At 50.2% G+C, this 14677-nt stretch carries 11 protein-coding genes; 7 read left to right on the forward strand and 4 right to left on the reverse strand.

The window, feature by feature from the left end; all coding sequences use genetic code 11:
* Position 1: 1 nt before the first annotated feature.
* On the reverse strand, positions 2-3226 hold the full coding sequence (locus LZD49_RS01415; protein ID WP_234665523.1) for a DUF1553 domain-containing protein: 3225 nt from the start codon (positions 3224-3226) through the stop codon (positions 2-4).
* Between the two features lie 141 nt (positions 3227-3367).
* Positions 3368-3499 carry a hypothetical protein gene (locus tag LZD49_RS35450; protein WP_255720889.1) on the reverse strand — a complete coding sequence of 44 codons (132 nt, stop codon included), beginning with the start codon at positions 3497-3499 and terminating at the stop codon, positions 3368-3370.
* A 395-nt stretch (positions 3500-3894) separates the two neighbouring features.
* Between LZD49_RS35450 and LZD49_RS01420 the strand changes: the two genes are divergently transcribed.
* The gene (locus LZD49_RS01420) at positions 3895-4740 is read left to right on the forward strand and encodes a neutral zinc metallopeptidase (RefSeq protein ID WP_234666667.1); all 846 of its coding nucleotides are present in this window, start codon (positions 3895-3897) and stop codon (positions 4738-4740) included.
* A gap of 23 nt (positions 4741-4763) precedes the next feature.
* Here the strand turns inward: LZD49_RS01420 and LZD49_RS01425 are convergent, their stop codons facing one another.
* The gene (locus LZD49_RS01425; protein ID WP_234665524.1) at positions 4764-4994 is read right to left on the reverse strand and encodes a DUF4287 domain-containing protein; all 231 of its coding nucleotides are present in this window, start codon (positions 4992-4994) and stop codon (positions 4764-4766) included.
* 132 nt (positions 4995-5126) lie between these two features.
* On the opposite strand from LZD49_RS01425, the gene LZD49_RS01430 reads away from it, so the two are divergent.
* The 5 genes from LZD49_RS01430 (at position 5127) to LZD49_RS01450 (ending at position 12110) form a co-directional block, all read left to right on the forward strand.
* The gene (locus LZD49_RS01430) at positions 5127-5507 is read left to right on the forward strand and encodes a response regulator (protein ID WP_234665525.1); all 381 of its coding nucleotides are present in this window, start codon (positions 5127-5129) and stop codon (positions 5505-5507) included.
* A 219-nt stretch (positions 5508-5726) separates the two neighbouring features.
* The gene (locus LZD49_RS01435) at positions 5727-8990 is read left to right on the forward strand and encodes a SusC/RagA family TonB-linked outer membrane protein (protein WP_234665526.1); all 3264 of its coding nucleotides are present in this window, start codon (positions 5727-5729) and stop codon (positions 8988-8990) included.
* A gap of 22 nt (positions 8991-9012) precedes the next feature.
* Entirely contained in the window at positions 9013-10455 is a 1443-nt protein-coding gene (locus LZD49_RS01440) for a SusD/RagB family nutrient-binding outer membrane lipoprotein (RefSeq protein ID WP_234665527.1), read from the forward strand.
* A 79-nt stretch (positions 10456-10534) separates the two neighbouring features.
* Entirely contained in the window at positions 10535-10837 is a 303-nt protein-coding gene (locus LZD49_RS01445) for a hypothetical protein (RefSeq protein ID WP_234665528.1), read from the forward strand.
* A 13-nt stretch (positions 10838-10850) separates the two neighbouring features.
* Entirely contained in the window at positions 10851-12110 is a 1260-nt protein-coding gene (locus LZD49_RS01450) for a ComEC/Rec2 family competence protein (protein WP_234665529.1), read from the forward strand.
* Positions 12111-12311: 201 nt separating this feature from the next.
* On the opposite strand, the gene LZD49_RS01455 is transcribed toward LZD49_RS01450, so the two are convergent.
* Positions 12312-13352: an NAD(P)-dependent alcohol dehydrogenase gene (locus LZD49_RS01455; RefSeq protein WP_234665530.1), complete on the reverse strand. Its 1041-nt coding sequence runs from the start codon at positions 13350-13352 to the stop codon at positions 12312-12314.
* A gap of 349 nt (positions 13353-13701) precedes the next feature.
* Between LZD49_RS01455 and LZD49_RS01460 the strand changes: the two genes are divergently transcribed.
* Complete coding sequence (locus LZD49_RS01460) at positions 13702-14631, forward strand: DUF6268 family outer membrane beta-barrel protein (protein ID WP_234665531.1); 930 nt, start codon at positions 13702-13704, stop codon at positions 14629-14631.
* Positions 14632-14677: the final 46 nt, after the last annotated feature.

The following is a 14677-nucleotide window of genomic DNA, read 5'->3' on the forward strand; positions in this document are numbered from 1 at the left end:
ATTATCTCTTGGTTAAGCTGGCGTCTGAGTTGAGAATGGTGCTGGCTACAACAGTATTGGCGGCGAGTAATGCAGGATCGAGCATTTTATCGGGCTTGTGCTGGCCGGTATGCAGCCATCCCGCCGTCTTTTTCGGGTCTTTCCGGAATTTGTCTTCTTCCGTTTTCCGCAATGCGAGCAGCAGGTCGACTTCTGTTACCGGCGGTTTGCGGCCCGTAAGTTTGCGGTAGGCCGTAGTAACCGACTGCCGCTCGTCGGGTATGCGGGTCATTTGTTCGCCCAGCACGGCCATGGCCTCTACAAATGTCGGGTCATTGAGCGTCACGAGGGCTTGCAATGGTGTATTTGTTTTTTGTCGGCGCACCACACAAAAGCTGCGTGAGGTGGCGTCGAATGTCGAGAGCGTCGGGTTTGGTACCGAGCGTTTTACGATCACATAAAGGCTCCGGCGATATACCGCAATACCCGAATCAGGCGTGTAATTGGTATTGTTAATCGACCACAATCCTTCTGGCTGGTAGGGTTTTACACTCACGCCACCGATTTTTTTATTCATTAACCCACTTGCTAGCAATGCATTATCGCGGATCATTTCGGCAGACATCCGGTTAGCTGGCCCACGCGCATACAGCCGGTTCTCCGGATCGCGCTCACGCACGTCGCGGTTTGTGCGGGAATCCTGCCGGTAGGTGGCCGACATTACGATCACCTTGTTCAGTTTTTTGATATCCCAACCGGATTCGCGGAAAGTGACAGCTAGCCAGTCGAGAAGCTCCGGGTGGGTTGGTAACTCGCCCTGGTTACCAAAATCTTCGGTTGTTTTTACAAGGCCGGTGCCGAAAAAGTTTTGCCAGAAGCGGTTTGCCGCCACGCGCGCTGTGAGCGGGTTGTCGGGGTGAGTTAGCCATTGAGCCAATCCATAGCGGTTTTTAGGTAAATTTTTGGAAAATGCAAGGATGGAGGCGGGTGTCGATGGGAATACTTTTTCGCCCAGCGCATCATAGTTGCCACGGATCAGCACGTGTGCCTGTTTTGGTTTGGGCATTTCCTGCATGACCATCAGCTCACGAATATGTTCGGTCGAGTCCGCCAGTTGCGTGCGCGTTGTTTGCAATGCATACCGTGCTTTTGCGGACGACGGATCAATGGCGGAAATATAGTAGCTTTTCAATGCGGCCGTTTCGGCAGATGAGAGTTGAGCCCCGTTTTTAGAAGCGACATTTGACCAGGATGATTTTCCAGCTAAAATACCGGTTTCAAATGGCGTCAGTTCACGATTATAAACCACAATGTCATCGACTTTCGCATTCTTTAATCCAAAACCCCGCCACCAGGCACCGACCTGTAAACCGGGCTGCACGGACGACTTGAAGAGAATATCCTTCGTCAACTGATCCATCGTAGTCTCCATTTCAGCCTGTTGTCCATTGACGTACAAGTTGAAGCCGGCAGCTTTGGAAGAACCGTCATAGGTAACAGTCAATTGGACCCATTGATCTTTTGGCACCGTCCGCTTGCTGGTCCGCGTGATCGCGTCCGACGGTGCCGTATGCGCCATATTGAGTTCCAGGTGATCGTTTTTAAGGTATAAATGATAGCCGCGGAAATTATAGAGCCGTTCCGCCTGGCTTTTGTGCAGGATGACGCCCTCTTTCAGCTCTTTTGGAATATTTACCCAGATCCCCACGCTAAATGGCTCCGATTTACGGAAAACGCCGTTCTGGCCCAGGTCTAGAAATACATCACCATCTAGTGCCAAAGCTTTGCCGCCTGCTTTTTCGGCAAATACCGGATCACCACCCGGACCGCCCGATTCGCGCTTCATGACACCCGTTTCCTTCGGATTGACCGTATTGCGCAGCATGCTATTTTCGAAGTTGTAGAATGCCTGCAAGCCTGTTTTCGGAAGCGGTTCTGTAGCCAGATTCCGGTAGCCGCCTCTGCTCATCCACTGGTGAAAACCAGCTTCCGCATTGCGCTGGCTGGCTGCAAGCTGTTCTTCTTCGGTTTTAATTTTCGTTTGAATAAAACGTAATGTTTGTTCCTGTGCGGGCGTGGGAAGGAGCATTGTCGGGGTGGGTAGGGCGTCGTCCCAGGATATCTGTCCGGCCTCTTTTACATTATTGAAAAAGCTGTATAGCTCGTAATAGTTCTTTTGGGAAACGGGATCATACTTATGGTCATGGCATTTGGCGCAGCCTACGGAAAGGCCCAGAAAAGCATCTCCAAAAGTGTTGGTGCGGTCTACGACATACTCGGTCTGAAATTCTTCCTCGATCACGCCGCCTTCCATATTTTGCTGATGATTGCGGTTGAATGCGGTCGCGATACGCATTTCTTTGGTCGGATTGGGCATCAGGTCGCCCGCCAGCTGCCAGTGTACGAACTGGTCGTAGCGCATGTTTTTGTTGAATGCATTGATCACCCAGTCGCGGTAGGGCGACATATCCCTGAGCCTGTCTACGGTGTAGCCGTGCGAGTCCGCAAAACGCGCCAGGTCCAACCAGTCGACCGCCATTTTCTCGCCGTAATGTGGCGATGCAAGCAGCCTGTCGACTTGCTTTTCGTAGGCATTAGCTGAATTATCTTTTAAAAATGCATCGGTTTCGGCCAGGGTAGGGGGTAGGCCGGTGAGATCAAGGGACACGCGCCGCAGCAAAATTTCTTTTTCAGCTTGTGCCGAAGGTTGCAGCTTTTCTTCTTCAAGTTTTTTAAATACAAAATGGTCGATCGCATTGACAGCCAGTTCTTCGTGTCGGGTATCGGGTACTTCCGGTTTTTCGGGTTTTACAAATGCCCAATGCGGCTTGTACTCAGCGCCATCCTCAACCCATTTAATGAGAATCGCCTTTTCCCGGGCCGACAGGCTCAGATGCGACTCGGGTGTAGGCATTACAAAATCGGGATCGGAGGAGACTATACGATGGAAAAATTCGCTGTCGGCCAGGTCACCTGGATCGATCGCCGTTCTGCCCGAGTTTTTAGAAATCTTATGAAATGCGGATTCGGCCATGTCCAGCCTCAGGCCACCTTTTTGCTTCGCTTTGTCGGGGCCGTGGCATGCAAAACACTTGTCGGAAAGCACCGGTTTGACGTGCTGGTTATAATCGAGCTTCTCGGGGAGCTCCTTCATCGCAACCTCCACATCTTCTGGCAATTCGGGCGAACAGGAAAAGAAATGCCCGGCAACCAACACCCACAGAAAAAAAACTTTAACTTGTTTCATACCACCCGAAAAGCCCGCCCTGGTGAAAATATAATTAAAAATAATGCAAAAAGGCGGTAAAGCCGAGCGCGCGGCTGGATTTCGGTGATAATCAATAAAATGAGAGGAACGTGAGAGATTGGGGTGGCAGCTACTGGTTTACTACTGCCAGGAAGGCGAATCGTTGTTTCTGATGGAAACGCGGATGTCCTCGATCTTGTGGTGGTTGAGCCAGCGCTGAAAATCCAGTGCGTGTTCAGGCTGGTGGTGGATAATCGCTCCGTTCGTCAACATGAGTGTGAACGTACTGTACGTCTGTAGAAATTTGCAGACTTCTGTGGAGTGATAATCAAATCCTGCGAAATAAGATGTTGTGAGAGGCATAGGCTGATGATACTTTAATTAACTTCAGTTGCCTGAATTTAGTACATCATGGATTTGCCGAAGAATTTATTGAGCGATGTTTCTGAATTACTTATTTAACGGTTTTAAAAGTTATTGTATGGAATTAATCCTTTACCGTGTTTACAAATGTAGAGCACCTCTACATTATTTGTACTCCCGGCATGCGGTTGTAAAATTATCACCGCAGCCCTGGTTTGATGCTTGTCATTATTTCTATATTTGAAGGCGGCAGGTTCGAACGGGCTGCCGCATTAACTTTTATCATTAACCTAAAATACATCAACATGCGCTGGCAGGATTTACGCAGAAGCAGTAACGTCGAAGACCGTCGCGGAATGTCCGGTGGCGGTAAGGTTGCGCTCGGAGGAATTGGGGTGATCATTGTCGTTGCGATCGGGTTGCTGACAGGGCAGGATCCGCAGGAGATCCTCTCCAATATACAGGGCACACAAACGGGACAGGCCGAAACCCGGCCGGCGGGACCTCGCCCCGACGATAAAACGGCAGAATTCGTATCGGCGGTGCTGGGCAGTACGGAGGATGTGTGGACGAAGATATATACGCAAAACGACGCTGAGTACGAAAAGCCGGTGTTACAGATGTTCTCCGATGCTACGCAGAGCGGCTGCGGAGGTGCTTCATCCGCAATGGGGCCATTCTATTGCCCGGCGGATCACAAAGTGTATATAGACCTTTCCTTCTGCAACGAGCTTCGAGACCGTTTCAAGGCGCCGGGCGAATTTGCCATCGCATACGTGGTGGCACATGAAGTAGGGCATCATGTACAGAACCTGATGGGTATTTCGCAGCAGGTTCAGGATCAACGTGGCAAGCTGAGCGAGGCCGAATACAATAAACTGTCGGTGAAGCTGGAACTGCAGGCCGACTTTCTGGCCGGGGTATGGGCCAATCATGCCAACCAAATGGAAAATATCCTTGAACCGGGTGACCTGGAAGCCGCATTGACGGCCGCCAATGCCATCGGCGACGACAAGCTGCAGAAAGAATCGCAGGGACATGTCGTTCCCGATGCGTTCACCCACGGCACCTCGCAGCAGCGGATGTACTGGTTCAAGAAAGGTTTTGAAACCGGCGATCTGAATCAGGGCCGTTACGAGGACATCCGCTAGCCAAGCCGGACTGCCGGGGGTTTCTAATCGCTGTTCTCGTCCTTAATACCTTTCAGCAGAGCATAAATAGCCATGGCGTGTCCCTGGCCCAGATCGTAGTCGGTTTTTAACCACTGAACAATATCGCCAGCCTTCGTGCTCGCTTTTAATTGACCCCCAGTGGTGAAGCCCTGGGCCTCGGCGAGCTTCCTGAAATCGTCGGGGCCCTTGCCTGTTTTGGCCAGAATGGTTTTGAGGTATCCCTGAAAAGACATATTGCTGTGGTTTGTTTTTTGGATTCGAAATTGCAAAATATAGCGTAAAATCGAATTTCTTGGTAAAGGTTCACTTGATTTAGGAACCGTTCTAGTATAATTTGCGCCCGGATTTTTTACACCCCTCTGTTAATGCTCTATCAAAATATCCTCCTCATCGATGATGATGAAGATGATCAGGAAATTTTCCTGACCGCGTTGGAATGTACCGGAAAACCTGTTCAATGCACCGTGTTGGATAGTGCAAGGAAAGCTTTTAACCAAATTACCAAAGGCGAACTCGAAACGGACCTTATTTTTCTGGATCTCAATATGCCGCTCATGAACGGGCAGCAGTTTTTGGCGGAGATCAAAAAAGATGAGAAGCTTCGCAAAATTCCCATAGTTATCCTCTCAACTTCTTCGAATGCCGCAACGATCGAGCAGGTAAAACAGTTGGGCGCAGGCCAATTTTTTACCAAGCCCGGGCGGTTTGAAGACCTGGTGGCCATACTCGACGAAGTACTGGCCTAGCGGCGGAGCCTGGCGCTAAACCAAGCCACATTTACGGAACACCCATCGGGGGCATCAGGACAAACGGGAAACCGGTGTATCTGAATAACCCGACTCAGGTTACGATTCGTCGACGCTTAGCGGTGAGCCATCGATTTCCATTCCTAAATTCAAGTAAACGGTAGTAAACGTATTTTGATTTCGCCTTTAAAGAATATTTAATCTTTAAATTCTACAAACATGGCGCAATCAATACGAAGTTGTTTATCGGTCTTGCTGGCCGTGCTGTTTTGTGTAAATCAGGCGGCGGGCCAGGACAGGCGGATTAAGGGAAAAGTGGTGGATGAATCGAGCGCCGGTATTCCCGGTGTAAGTGTGCTTGTGAAGGGTACCAGCAACGGCACCAATACCGACGCTGAGGGTAATTTCAGCCTATTGCTTCCCGCAGGCAGCCATGTACTCACCGTTTCATCGATCGGGCATGTGACGCAGGACGTGAATGTTTCGTCCGCCGCGACGGAGGTGACTGTCAAGCTCAAAGCGGATGTAAAAAGCCTCGGCGAAGTGGTAGTGACGGCACTGGGTGTTCAGCGCAGCACGCGGAATGTGGGTTATGCTGTGCAGCAGATCGACGGCGGCGGTATCCAGGAGGCGAGGGAGGTTAATTATATCAATTCATTGCAGGGGAAACTGGCCGGCGTCCAGATCGGCGGGAATAGCGGCTCGATGGGCGGCTCGTCGCGTGTGACGATCAGGGGCTTGAAATCTATTTCCGGCAACAACAATGCGCTGTTTATCGTCGACGGCGTGCCCATGGCCAATATGAACCTGAATTCCTACGGCGTGACCGGCGGGCAGGGGACAGGCGGCGGAGGTTATGATTACGGTAACCCGGCCCAACTGATCAACCCGAATGATGTCGAAAACATTTCAGTACTGAAAGGAGCTGCCGCGACGGCGCTTTATGGCAGTCGCGGGCAGAATGGCGTGATTTATATTACTACCAAAACCGGTAAGGGTTCGGGTAAGCTTTCGCTGAATTACGATCTGAACATCCAGGCTGACCAGGTTTCGCTTCTGCCGAAGTTTCAGAACCTTTACGGTGGCGGCGGTAGTTCAAATTTTACGAAGTTGTATGTAGATCAGAATCCGTCGGGCTTCCTTCCAGGCGGTGGCACCTACGACGATAACGATGGCAAAGGCCGTTATGACCTCATTCCGGATTACGGAACAGACGAATCGTGGGGACCGAAAATGGATGGCCAGTTGGTACGCCATTACTGGTCGTGGGACCAGGACAGGAATAATCCCAATTTTGGCAAAACGGCCCCGTGGAGCGCCCATCCAGATAATGCGAAGGATTTTTTCAAAACGGGCGTGACTTTCTCCAACAACCTGTCGGTAGCCAGTAGCGGCGATAACGGCTCGATCCGTTTTTCGGCTGGACAGACGAAACAGAATTTCATTTATCCCGGAAGTAGCCTCAGCCGCTTTTTTATCAGTTTGAATACGGTTTATAAATTGAATGAGAAATTTACATTTAGCGGCGGCATCAACTACATTAATGACCATTCCAAAGGTCGGCCTGGAACAGGCTTCTTTGGGAATAATCCAATGCTATTCTATGTGATGTTCGGCCAGCGGCAGATCGACGATACTTACCTGCGAAACTACAAATACGCCGACGGCACCGAGCAATCGTGGAACCGAACGGCCTGGAACATACAGAAACCTGCATTTACCCAAAATCCTTACTGGAACCAGTATGAGAATTACAATACCGACCAGAACAACCGTTACTTTGGAAATGCGGGGCTTACCTACAAGCTCACCGACTGGCTCTCTGCCGACGTGCGCGTTTTCTCGGATTATCTGAACCACCTTGACGAAGTACGGTCTGCAAAAGGTTTTTTTGTAGGTTCCTATGCCAGACGGGCGGTGATCAACAACGAAAACAACTACCAGGCGACACTGAATGTTAATAAGGTACTCGGCGATTCGAAGCTGACGCTTGAAGCGGTAGCAGGGGGGAATATTTTGAGGATCAAGTCAACCATCGATGCCGGTAATACCAACGGTGGGCTGCAAAATCCGAATGTGTATGTGCTGCAAAACTCGGCAACGCCGGCTACGGTCTCTAATTCGTATGGAAACAAGCAGATCAATTCGTTCTTTGGTTCGGTAACATTAGGATATAACAAGTTTCTGTACCTCACCGCTACCGGTCGTAACGACTGGGCCTCGACTTTGAAACAGACGGGCAACTACTCTTACTTTTACCCCTCGGTTGCCGGGTCATTTATTTTTTCCGATCTGATCACTGGCGCCAAATGGCTCACGCTGGGCAAGGCACGCCTGTCGTACGCACGGGTGGGGAACGACGCCGATCCGTACTCCGTTTCGCGCTATTATGATTACGTCGCCCCATTCGATACGTATCCATTGCAAAGCACATCCGACAAGCTCTTCAACAGCCGCTTGAAACCGGAATTGTCCTCTGAAATTGAAAGTGGTGTCGATTTTAAGTTCTTCAATGATAGGCTGGGAGCCAATTTTACCTATTATGACCGCAAGACTAAAAACCAGATCTGGAATGTGCAGATTCCGTCCGAAAGCGGGTTTACGACCAAAGTGGTCAATGGCGGTACTGTGCAGAACAAGGGCATTGAGCTGACTCTTTCGGTTACGCCCGTGATGACAACTAATTTCAGCTGGCGTGTAGGTCTTAACTTCTCCAAAAACAAAAATACTGTAGTCGACCTGAACAGCACCGGCGACAATATCCAGGGAATAGAGCGGTTCATTATCGGTACCGAGCGCCGTACGAACAAGGTCTCGATGGTAGCGCAGAAAGGAAAGTCGCTGGGCACAATGCTGGGGACAGATTATGTATACGATTCAAAAGGCAACAAGACGGTTGCCGACAATGGGACATACAATGTGACCGCTACACCGGTCATCATCGGAGATGCCAACCCGGATTATATTGGTGGTTTGTCCAACACGCTGAGTTACAAGAATTTTTATCTTTCCGCACTCGTCGACTTTCAGAAAGGCGGTGATTTCTTTTCCTACACCAATTTGTACGGGAACAAATCAGGCATGTTTAAGGAGACAGCCGAAAACGGTATTCGGGAAAATGGCGTGGTCAATCCCGGGGTAAAGGCCGATGGTTCGCCGAGCGATATCGCCGTGCCGGCGCGTACGCATTTCAATGCCGATGGTGGTAACCGGATCAGCAAAGCTAATCTGTACGACGGCAGCTACATTTATCTGCGAGAGGTGCGGCTTGGCTGGTACCTGCCTGATAGCTGGGCGCAGAAGATCCGGATGCAGGCATTGCGCGTGACACTCACCGGAAGGAACCTCTGGCTGATCAAAAGCAATGCGCCGAACGTCGACCCGGCGAACATTACGAATTCCATCGGCAACCAGATCGGTTTCGAAGGCGGTGCACTGCCGCCGGTGCGTAGTTATGGCGTCAATCTGAATATCACTTTCTGATCCGGTTCTAAAATTGAATACTATGAAAAGCAAAATATTATTACTGCTGACGTTCCTAGTGGCATTTACAGCGTGCGACAACTTCGACTCGCTCAATACCGACCCGGCGCGGTCGAGCGAAACCCAGCCCGAGTTCCTACTCTCGAATGCCGAAAAGCGGGCCTGCGACCTGATGTACGATACCTATTTCAACGGTCGGATCGGCATGGAGCTTTCGCAGTACTGGATGGGGACCGATAAAACCTCCGACGGACGCTTCCTGTTTACCAATGATGGTCTTTGGGCAGGCTTATATGCAGGCCCTTTGATGGACCTGAAAGAAATCAGCAACTATTACGACCGCCATCCCGCCGAAAAAAGCGAATACACACTGGCCGTCGCCGAAATCCTGAAAGCATGGATTTTTCACGTGCTCACTGACGTGTACGTTGATGTTCCGTATACGCAGGCATTGCAGGGGGAGGACATTCCGCAGCCGGTTTTCGATCAGGGAAAAGATGTGTATGCCGCATTGCTGGCTTCTCTGAAAACACAGATTGATGTACTTTCCGGAACATCTTCGGGGGTTATCCGGGGTGATATTATTGCTAAGGGTGATACGCAGCAGTGGATCCGGATCGCGAATGCGTTGCGGCTGCGGATCGCGATGCGGATGGCGGATGCGCAGCCCGCCGAGGCAAAGGCAATTATCGAGGAGGCCGTCAAAAATACGCTGACGGGCACTACGCAGGATGTTTACTTTCCGTACAATGTCGCTACGGCAACCAATCGTTTTCCTTACAATGATGTGGAACGCCCGCTGGTGGAATTTGCTGTGACCTCGACGCTGGTGGAATACCTGCAATCGGTGAATGATCCGCGGTTGCCCATTTTTGCCCGTCCCGACGATACTAATGGCAAATACGTGGGCAAAGTGTACGGTACAGAAGCCAATTCTCCGACCATGATCGGGCTTTCTAAACCGGGTGTGATTGCTTACAGCGGTTCGGCCAAGGGTTATGTGATTACCTATGCCGAGATTGCGTTCATCAAAGCCGAGGCGGCTGCTCGTGGTATGAATGTGGGTAATGCGACGGCTGAAACGCTGTACAATGAGGCTGTTGCCGCATCGATGGCGCAATGGGGCGTTACGGACGCGAAGGCGATCGAAGCCTATTTGAAAACAGTTCCCTATAAGGCGGGCAGCTGGAAGAATGTGATCGGGACGCAAAAGTGGGTTGCAATGTACATGCAGGGGCTGCAATCGTGGCTCGAACGGCTGCGGCTCGATCCCAAAAAGCCAGACGGCACCGTGTTGTTCATTCCCCCGGCATCAGGTAGCCTTGATCCCGATGTTACCGACGTGCCCAAACGGTTGAAATACCCCAGCAACACCCGCGCCAGCAACGCTACCAACAGCGAGCTGGCAGCCAAGAGAATAGGCGGCGACACCCAGGCGGTAAAGAACTGGTGGGACGTCAACTAAGATTAAGATATTGTTAAAGCATTCTGTGTTTTGATTCGGCTCCTTACCTTTGGCGCCGAATTAAGATACAGGATGTGAGATGACGTACGAAAAAATATTTGTTTTAGAAACCGGAAGAGCCGTGAAAGTAATGGCAGAGGGCGTTTTAGCCAACGACCTCTCCAAAGTGAGCATCCAGGTGGATGTTTTGATGAAGGACCCGAAAGATGAGGATTTCAGACCGCCCATCGGGCCGACGCACCCTAAATACTGGAAGCTGAAAAGCCTGGACCCGGAAAAGGCGAGGCGTTTGCAGATCCAGTACAGTGGTGTGCACAGAAAGCAAATCAGAAAGACAATCCGGGAATTTGATAAATTACATGCATTGGAAATCCAGCATTAAACCCTTTTCGATTATGAAATACACCACTATCATGAAAGCAAGCCTGCTCGCACTTTGCCTGGGCATGAACGCGACTTACTCCAATGCGCAGGTGGTAGGCCAACCGCTTCCCGCCTGGCAGGAAGGTGGAATGGATATTCACCACATCAGTACCGGAATGGGTAATGCTACATTCCTGATCCTACCCGATGGTACCACGATGCTCGTCGACGCCGGCGCGCTCGACCCCACGGAGGAGCGTACGAAAAGCGCACGTAATACGAGTGCCAGGCCCAATGCGGATAGGCAGCCCGGCGAGTGGATCGCACGGTATATCCACAAAGTAGCCAGTAAGGCGGTTGTGGATTATGCGCTTATCACGCATTTTCACGACGACCACATGGGCACCCCGACCTCGATTTCCAGGAAATCGGAGCAAGGCAAGTATGTACTCGCGGGTATTACGGAAGTTGCCGAATTTGTCCCGGTGAAAAAAATCATCGACCGTGGCTGGCCTGATTATGCTTACCCGAGGCCTTCGAAAGACAGCATGATGCTGAACTACCGTCGCTTTCTCGACTGGCAGGTTAAGAACAAAGGGTTACGTGTAGAGACAAGCGTTCCGGGTCGTCATGATCAGATCGTGTTGCTGCACGATCCGCAGAAATATAAGAACCTCTTTGAAATCCGCAATATTTCGGCCAATGGTGAAATCTGGACCGGTGTGAGCGGCATTACCCGCAGGCATTTTCCGGAGCTCAAAGATCTGAAACCGGAACAATATCCGAGCGAGAACATGTGCAGCATTGCCACCAGGATCAGCTATGGCAAATTCGACTACTTCACGGGCGGCGATACACCTGGCGTACTACAACCGGGTGTTCCGCTCTGGCACGATGTGGAAACGCCGGTTGCAAAGGCTGTTGGTCCGGTGGACGTCCATATTCTCGACCATCACGGTAACCGCGACTCTCAGAATGACTTCCTTCTCGGCGCATTGCGCCCACGTGTGTTGGTAATTCCCGTCTGGTCATCGGATCATCCCGGTCAAGACGTCCTCGATCGCATTTATTCGCAGCGCATTTACCAGGGCGACCGCGACGTATTCGCTACTGGAATGCTGGAAGCGAACAAGCTGGTTATCGGGGAGATGCTGAACCGGTTGAAAAGTGACAGTGGTCACGTGGTGATACGGGTTGCCAAAGGTGGAGAGACGTATCAGGTTTTGGTGCTGGATGACAGTGACGAGAGGTTGACAATCAAGGCTGTGCACGGACCGTATACTTCGCGGTAATTCTATGGCAAATCTGCTAAGTATTTTGCCGACTATATATCGGTGAAGACGAAATATTGCTTATTTACTGAAACTTAGTTTACCGAAGGATCATCGGTGGTTGAAATGTGATGGAAGCGTGAATGGATAGTCTACATTTTTTTGAATCCTGAATCAATCAAATAACCCCGGCACCAGTTACCGGCACCGGGGCAAAACGAATCACAAAGTCGCCATATCAATCACAAACCGGTACCGCACGTCGCCTTTCAGCATCCGCTCGTATGATTGGGAAATGTCTTTGATATCGATCAGCTCAATATCGGAAACGATGTTGTGTTCCGCACAGAAGTCCAGCATTTCCTGAGTTTCAGCAATACCGCCGATGCCGGAGCCAGCCATGCTTTTACGCCCTGTCAACAACGAGAATGGTCTCACAGAATAGGGCTCGGTAGGAACACCGACATTGATGAGCGTCCCGTTGGTGCGGAGCAGCGAAAGGTATAGATCCATATCATGCACGGCTGAGACGGTATCAAGAATGAAATCGAAGCTGCCTTTCACGGCATCAACCTGCTCAGGATCGGAGGTAACCACAAAATGGTGGGCGCCAAGGTCTTTCGCGGCTTGTTCCTTAGAAGCGGAAGTGCTTAAAACAGTTACGTCTGCGCCAAATGCAACGCCGAATTTTACACCCATGTGCCCAAGGCCACCGAGGCCGAGAACAGCGAGTTTATGGCCTTTACCCACTTTCCAATGGCGGAGTGGCGAGTAGGTTGTGATTCCTGCGCAAAGTAATGGTGCGGTTGCTGCCAGCGACAATTTGTCGGAAACACTCAATACAAATTCCTCACGCACAACGATCGTATTGGAATAGCCGCCATACGTCGGTACGCCGCTACGGTCGAGGTTGTTGTAGGTTTGGGTGTTACCGTCGAGGCAATATTGTTCCAGCCCGTCCTTACAGTTCTCGCATTCCTGACAGGAGTCCACCATGCAGCCGACACCGGCCAGGTCGCCAGCTTTAAATTTCTTTACATGCGCACCAGTCTGCACCACTTTCCCTACAATTTCATGTCCGGGTACCATCGGAAAAACGCCGGGAAACCATTCGTCTTTGATCTGATGCAGATCGGAGTGGCAAACGCCGCAATAGTGAATTTCGATCTGGACATCGTGCGGGCCGACCTCCCTTCTTTCAAAGTCCCACGGTGCGAGATCCGTCTCGGGTGTCTGGGCTGCGTAAGCTTTTGCTTGTATCATATCCGAATAAGGGGTTTAAAGTGATACAAAAGTAACAACCTGCTTTTCATCAAAATTAATGGATTCAAAACATTCATTATAGATTTCAAATAATCCCTTTTCCGGTGCAGATTGGCACTCTTTCTTTTTTATGAGCAGGAGCATTTCGATGTTTACTTAAAAAAATATGGAGAATGTTATCCGAAACAGCAATCTATATCGTTTATTAATCCATAATGGCCGACGTATAACCCTCCATCGTTCTCTTACCCGATTATTGGTCCGGAACTTAATTTGTGCGGTGCTGCGTTACGCCGTCATTACAAGTGTTATTGCGGTTAGAACGATTTTAATCATTTATAGGCAAAGTATGCAATTTCGGAAGCCGGAAGCGTTTGCAATTTTCTTATCCTTGTTGGGCATAAGCACGTTTTGCTGTGCCCAAAAGCCGGGCTTGCCCGGTTCCGCTCCCTCGAAGTGGATCACCTTCAAAACCACCCATGCACCCGGGAAGGTATATCGTTTTGCCAATGGCGATAACAAGACTTTTACCAACGAAGAAATGTTCGTTCGGGCGTGGATTCCAGTGCTTCACAAGAAGAATGTAGGTATTGTACTCGGCCCGAATTATCGTACGGAACAGCTGGAATTTAAAGGTAGAGGTGAAAATCCGGCGAAAAAATTCGAAGGGTGGAACTTGCGCACTTTCGGGCTGGACATGAATTCTTTTGTATGCCTTGATAGCACTTCATGGCTGCTTTTAACCTCTCACATCAATAAAACCGGCAACTTCGCAATGCTTTCCGCGAAGGAAATCCCATTCAATTACACTGTTTCGGCATCGTATCTCAAAAGATTGTCGCCCAACAAGGAAATCGGGGCGGGCGTTATCTTTAACAGAAGCTTTAAATCGACTTTCCTTCCCGTTTTTCTCTTCAACTACAATTTATCTGAAAAGGAAGGGGTGGAAATCATGCTACCTAAAAAGATTGCCTGGCGGCATAATCTTTCGCCCAATGACTTACTATATTTCAAAGCCGAGGCAGTTACGCGGACGTATTATCTCAACCGTGTTGCAGAAGGAACGCCGGACGTCTGCCGCCGGATCGATGTTGATATGGGGATTTCCTACAACCGTCGGTTCGGGAATTTCGGCGGGGTAGAGCTCTTTGGTGGCTACCGTAAAAATCTTTCCAATAAAATGGTGCATGACGCTGTGCCGGTACGTACCTCCGGGCTTGCCGCAACGGTGGAATTCTACATTCAGCCGCCCAGTTTCCGGGGCAAGGGGAGGAAGTAAGGTTTTTAACAATATGTTGATTTCGGGGCTTGTAAATTAACTTTCA

The sequence above is a fragment of the Dyadobacter sp. CY261 genome, from assembly GCF_021440085.1.
Lineage (GTDB): Bacteria > Bacteroidota > Bacteroidia > Cytophagales > Spirosomataceae > Dyadobacter.

Bases quoted from the DNA above. Each gene is read 5' to 3' on its own strand.
- LZD49_RS01415 (WP_234665523.1), bottom strand. From the start codon at position 3,226: ATGAAACAAGTTAAAGTTTTTTTTCTGTGGGTGTTGGTTGCCGGGCAT.
- LZD49_RS35450 (WP_255720889.1), bottom strand. From the start codon at position 3,499: ATGTTGACGAACGGAGCGATTATCCACCACCAGCCTGAACACGCACTG.
- LZD49_RS01420 (WP_234666667.1), top strand. From the start codon at position 3,895: ATGCGCTGGCAGGATTTACGCAGAAGCAGTAACGTCGAAGACCGTCGC.
- LZD49_RS01425 (WP_234665524.1), bottom strand. From the start codon at position 4,994: ATGTCTTTTCAGGGATACCTCAAAACCATTCTGGCCAAAACAGGCAAG.
- LZD49_RS01430 (WP_234665525.1), top strand. From the start codon at position 5,127: ATGCTCTATCAAAATATCCTCCTCATCGATGATGATGAAGATGATCAG.
- LZD49_RS01435 (WP_234665526.1), top strand. From the start codon at position 5,727: ATGGCGCAATCAATACGAAGTTGTTTATCGGTCTTGCTGGCCGTGCTG.
- LZD49_RS01440 (WP_234665527.1), top strand. From the start codon at position 9,013: ATGAAAAGCAAAATATTATTACTGCTGACGTTCCTAGTGGCATTTACA.
- LZD49_RS01445 (WP_234665528.1), top strand. From the start codon at position 10,535: ATGACGTACGAAAAAATATTTGTTTTAGAAACCGGAAGAGCCGTGAAA.
- LZD49_RS01450 (WP_234665529.1), top strand. From the start codon at position 10,851: ATGAAATACACCACTATCATGAAAGCAAGCCTGCTCGCACTTTGCCTG.
- LZD49_RS01455 (WP_234665530.1), bottom strand. From the start codon at position 13,352: ATGATACAAGCAAAAGCTTACGCAGCCCAGACACCCGAGACGGATCTC.
- LZD49_RS01460 (WP_234665531.1), top strand. From the start codon at position 13,702: ATGCAATTTCGGAAGCCGGAAGCGTTTGCAATTTTCTTATCCTTGTTG.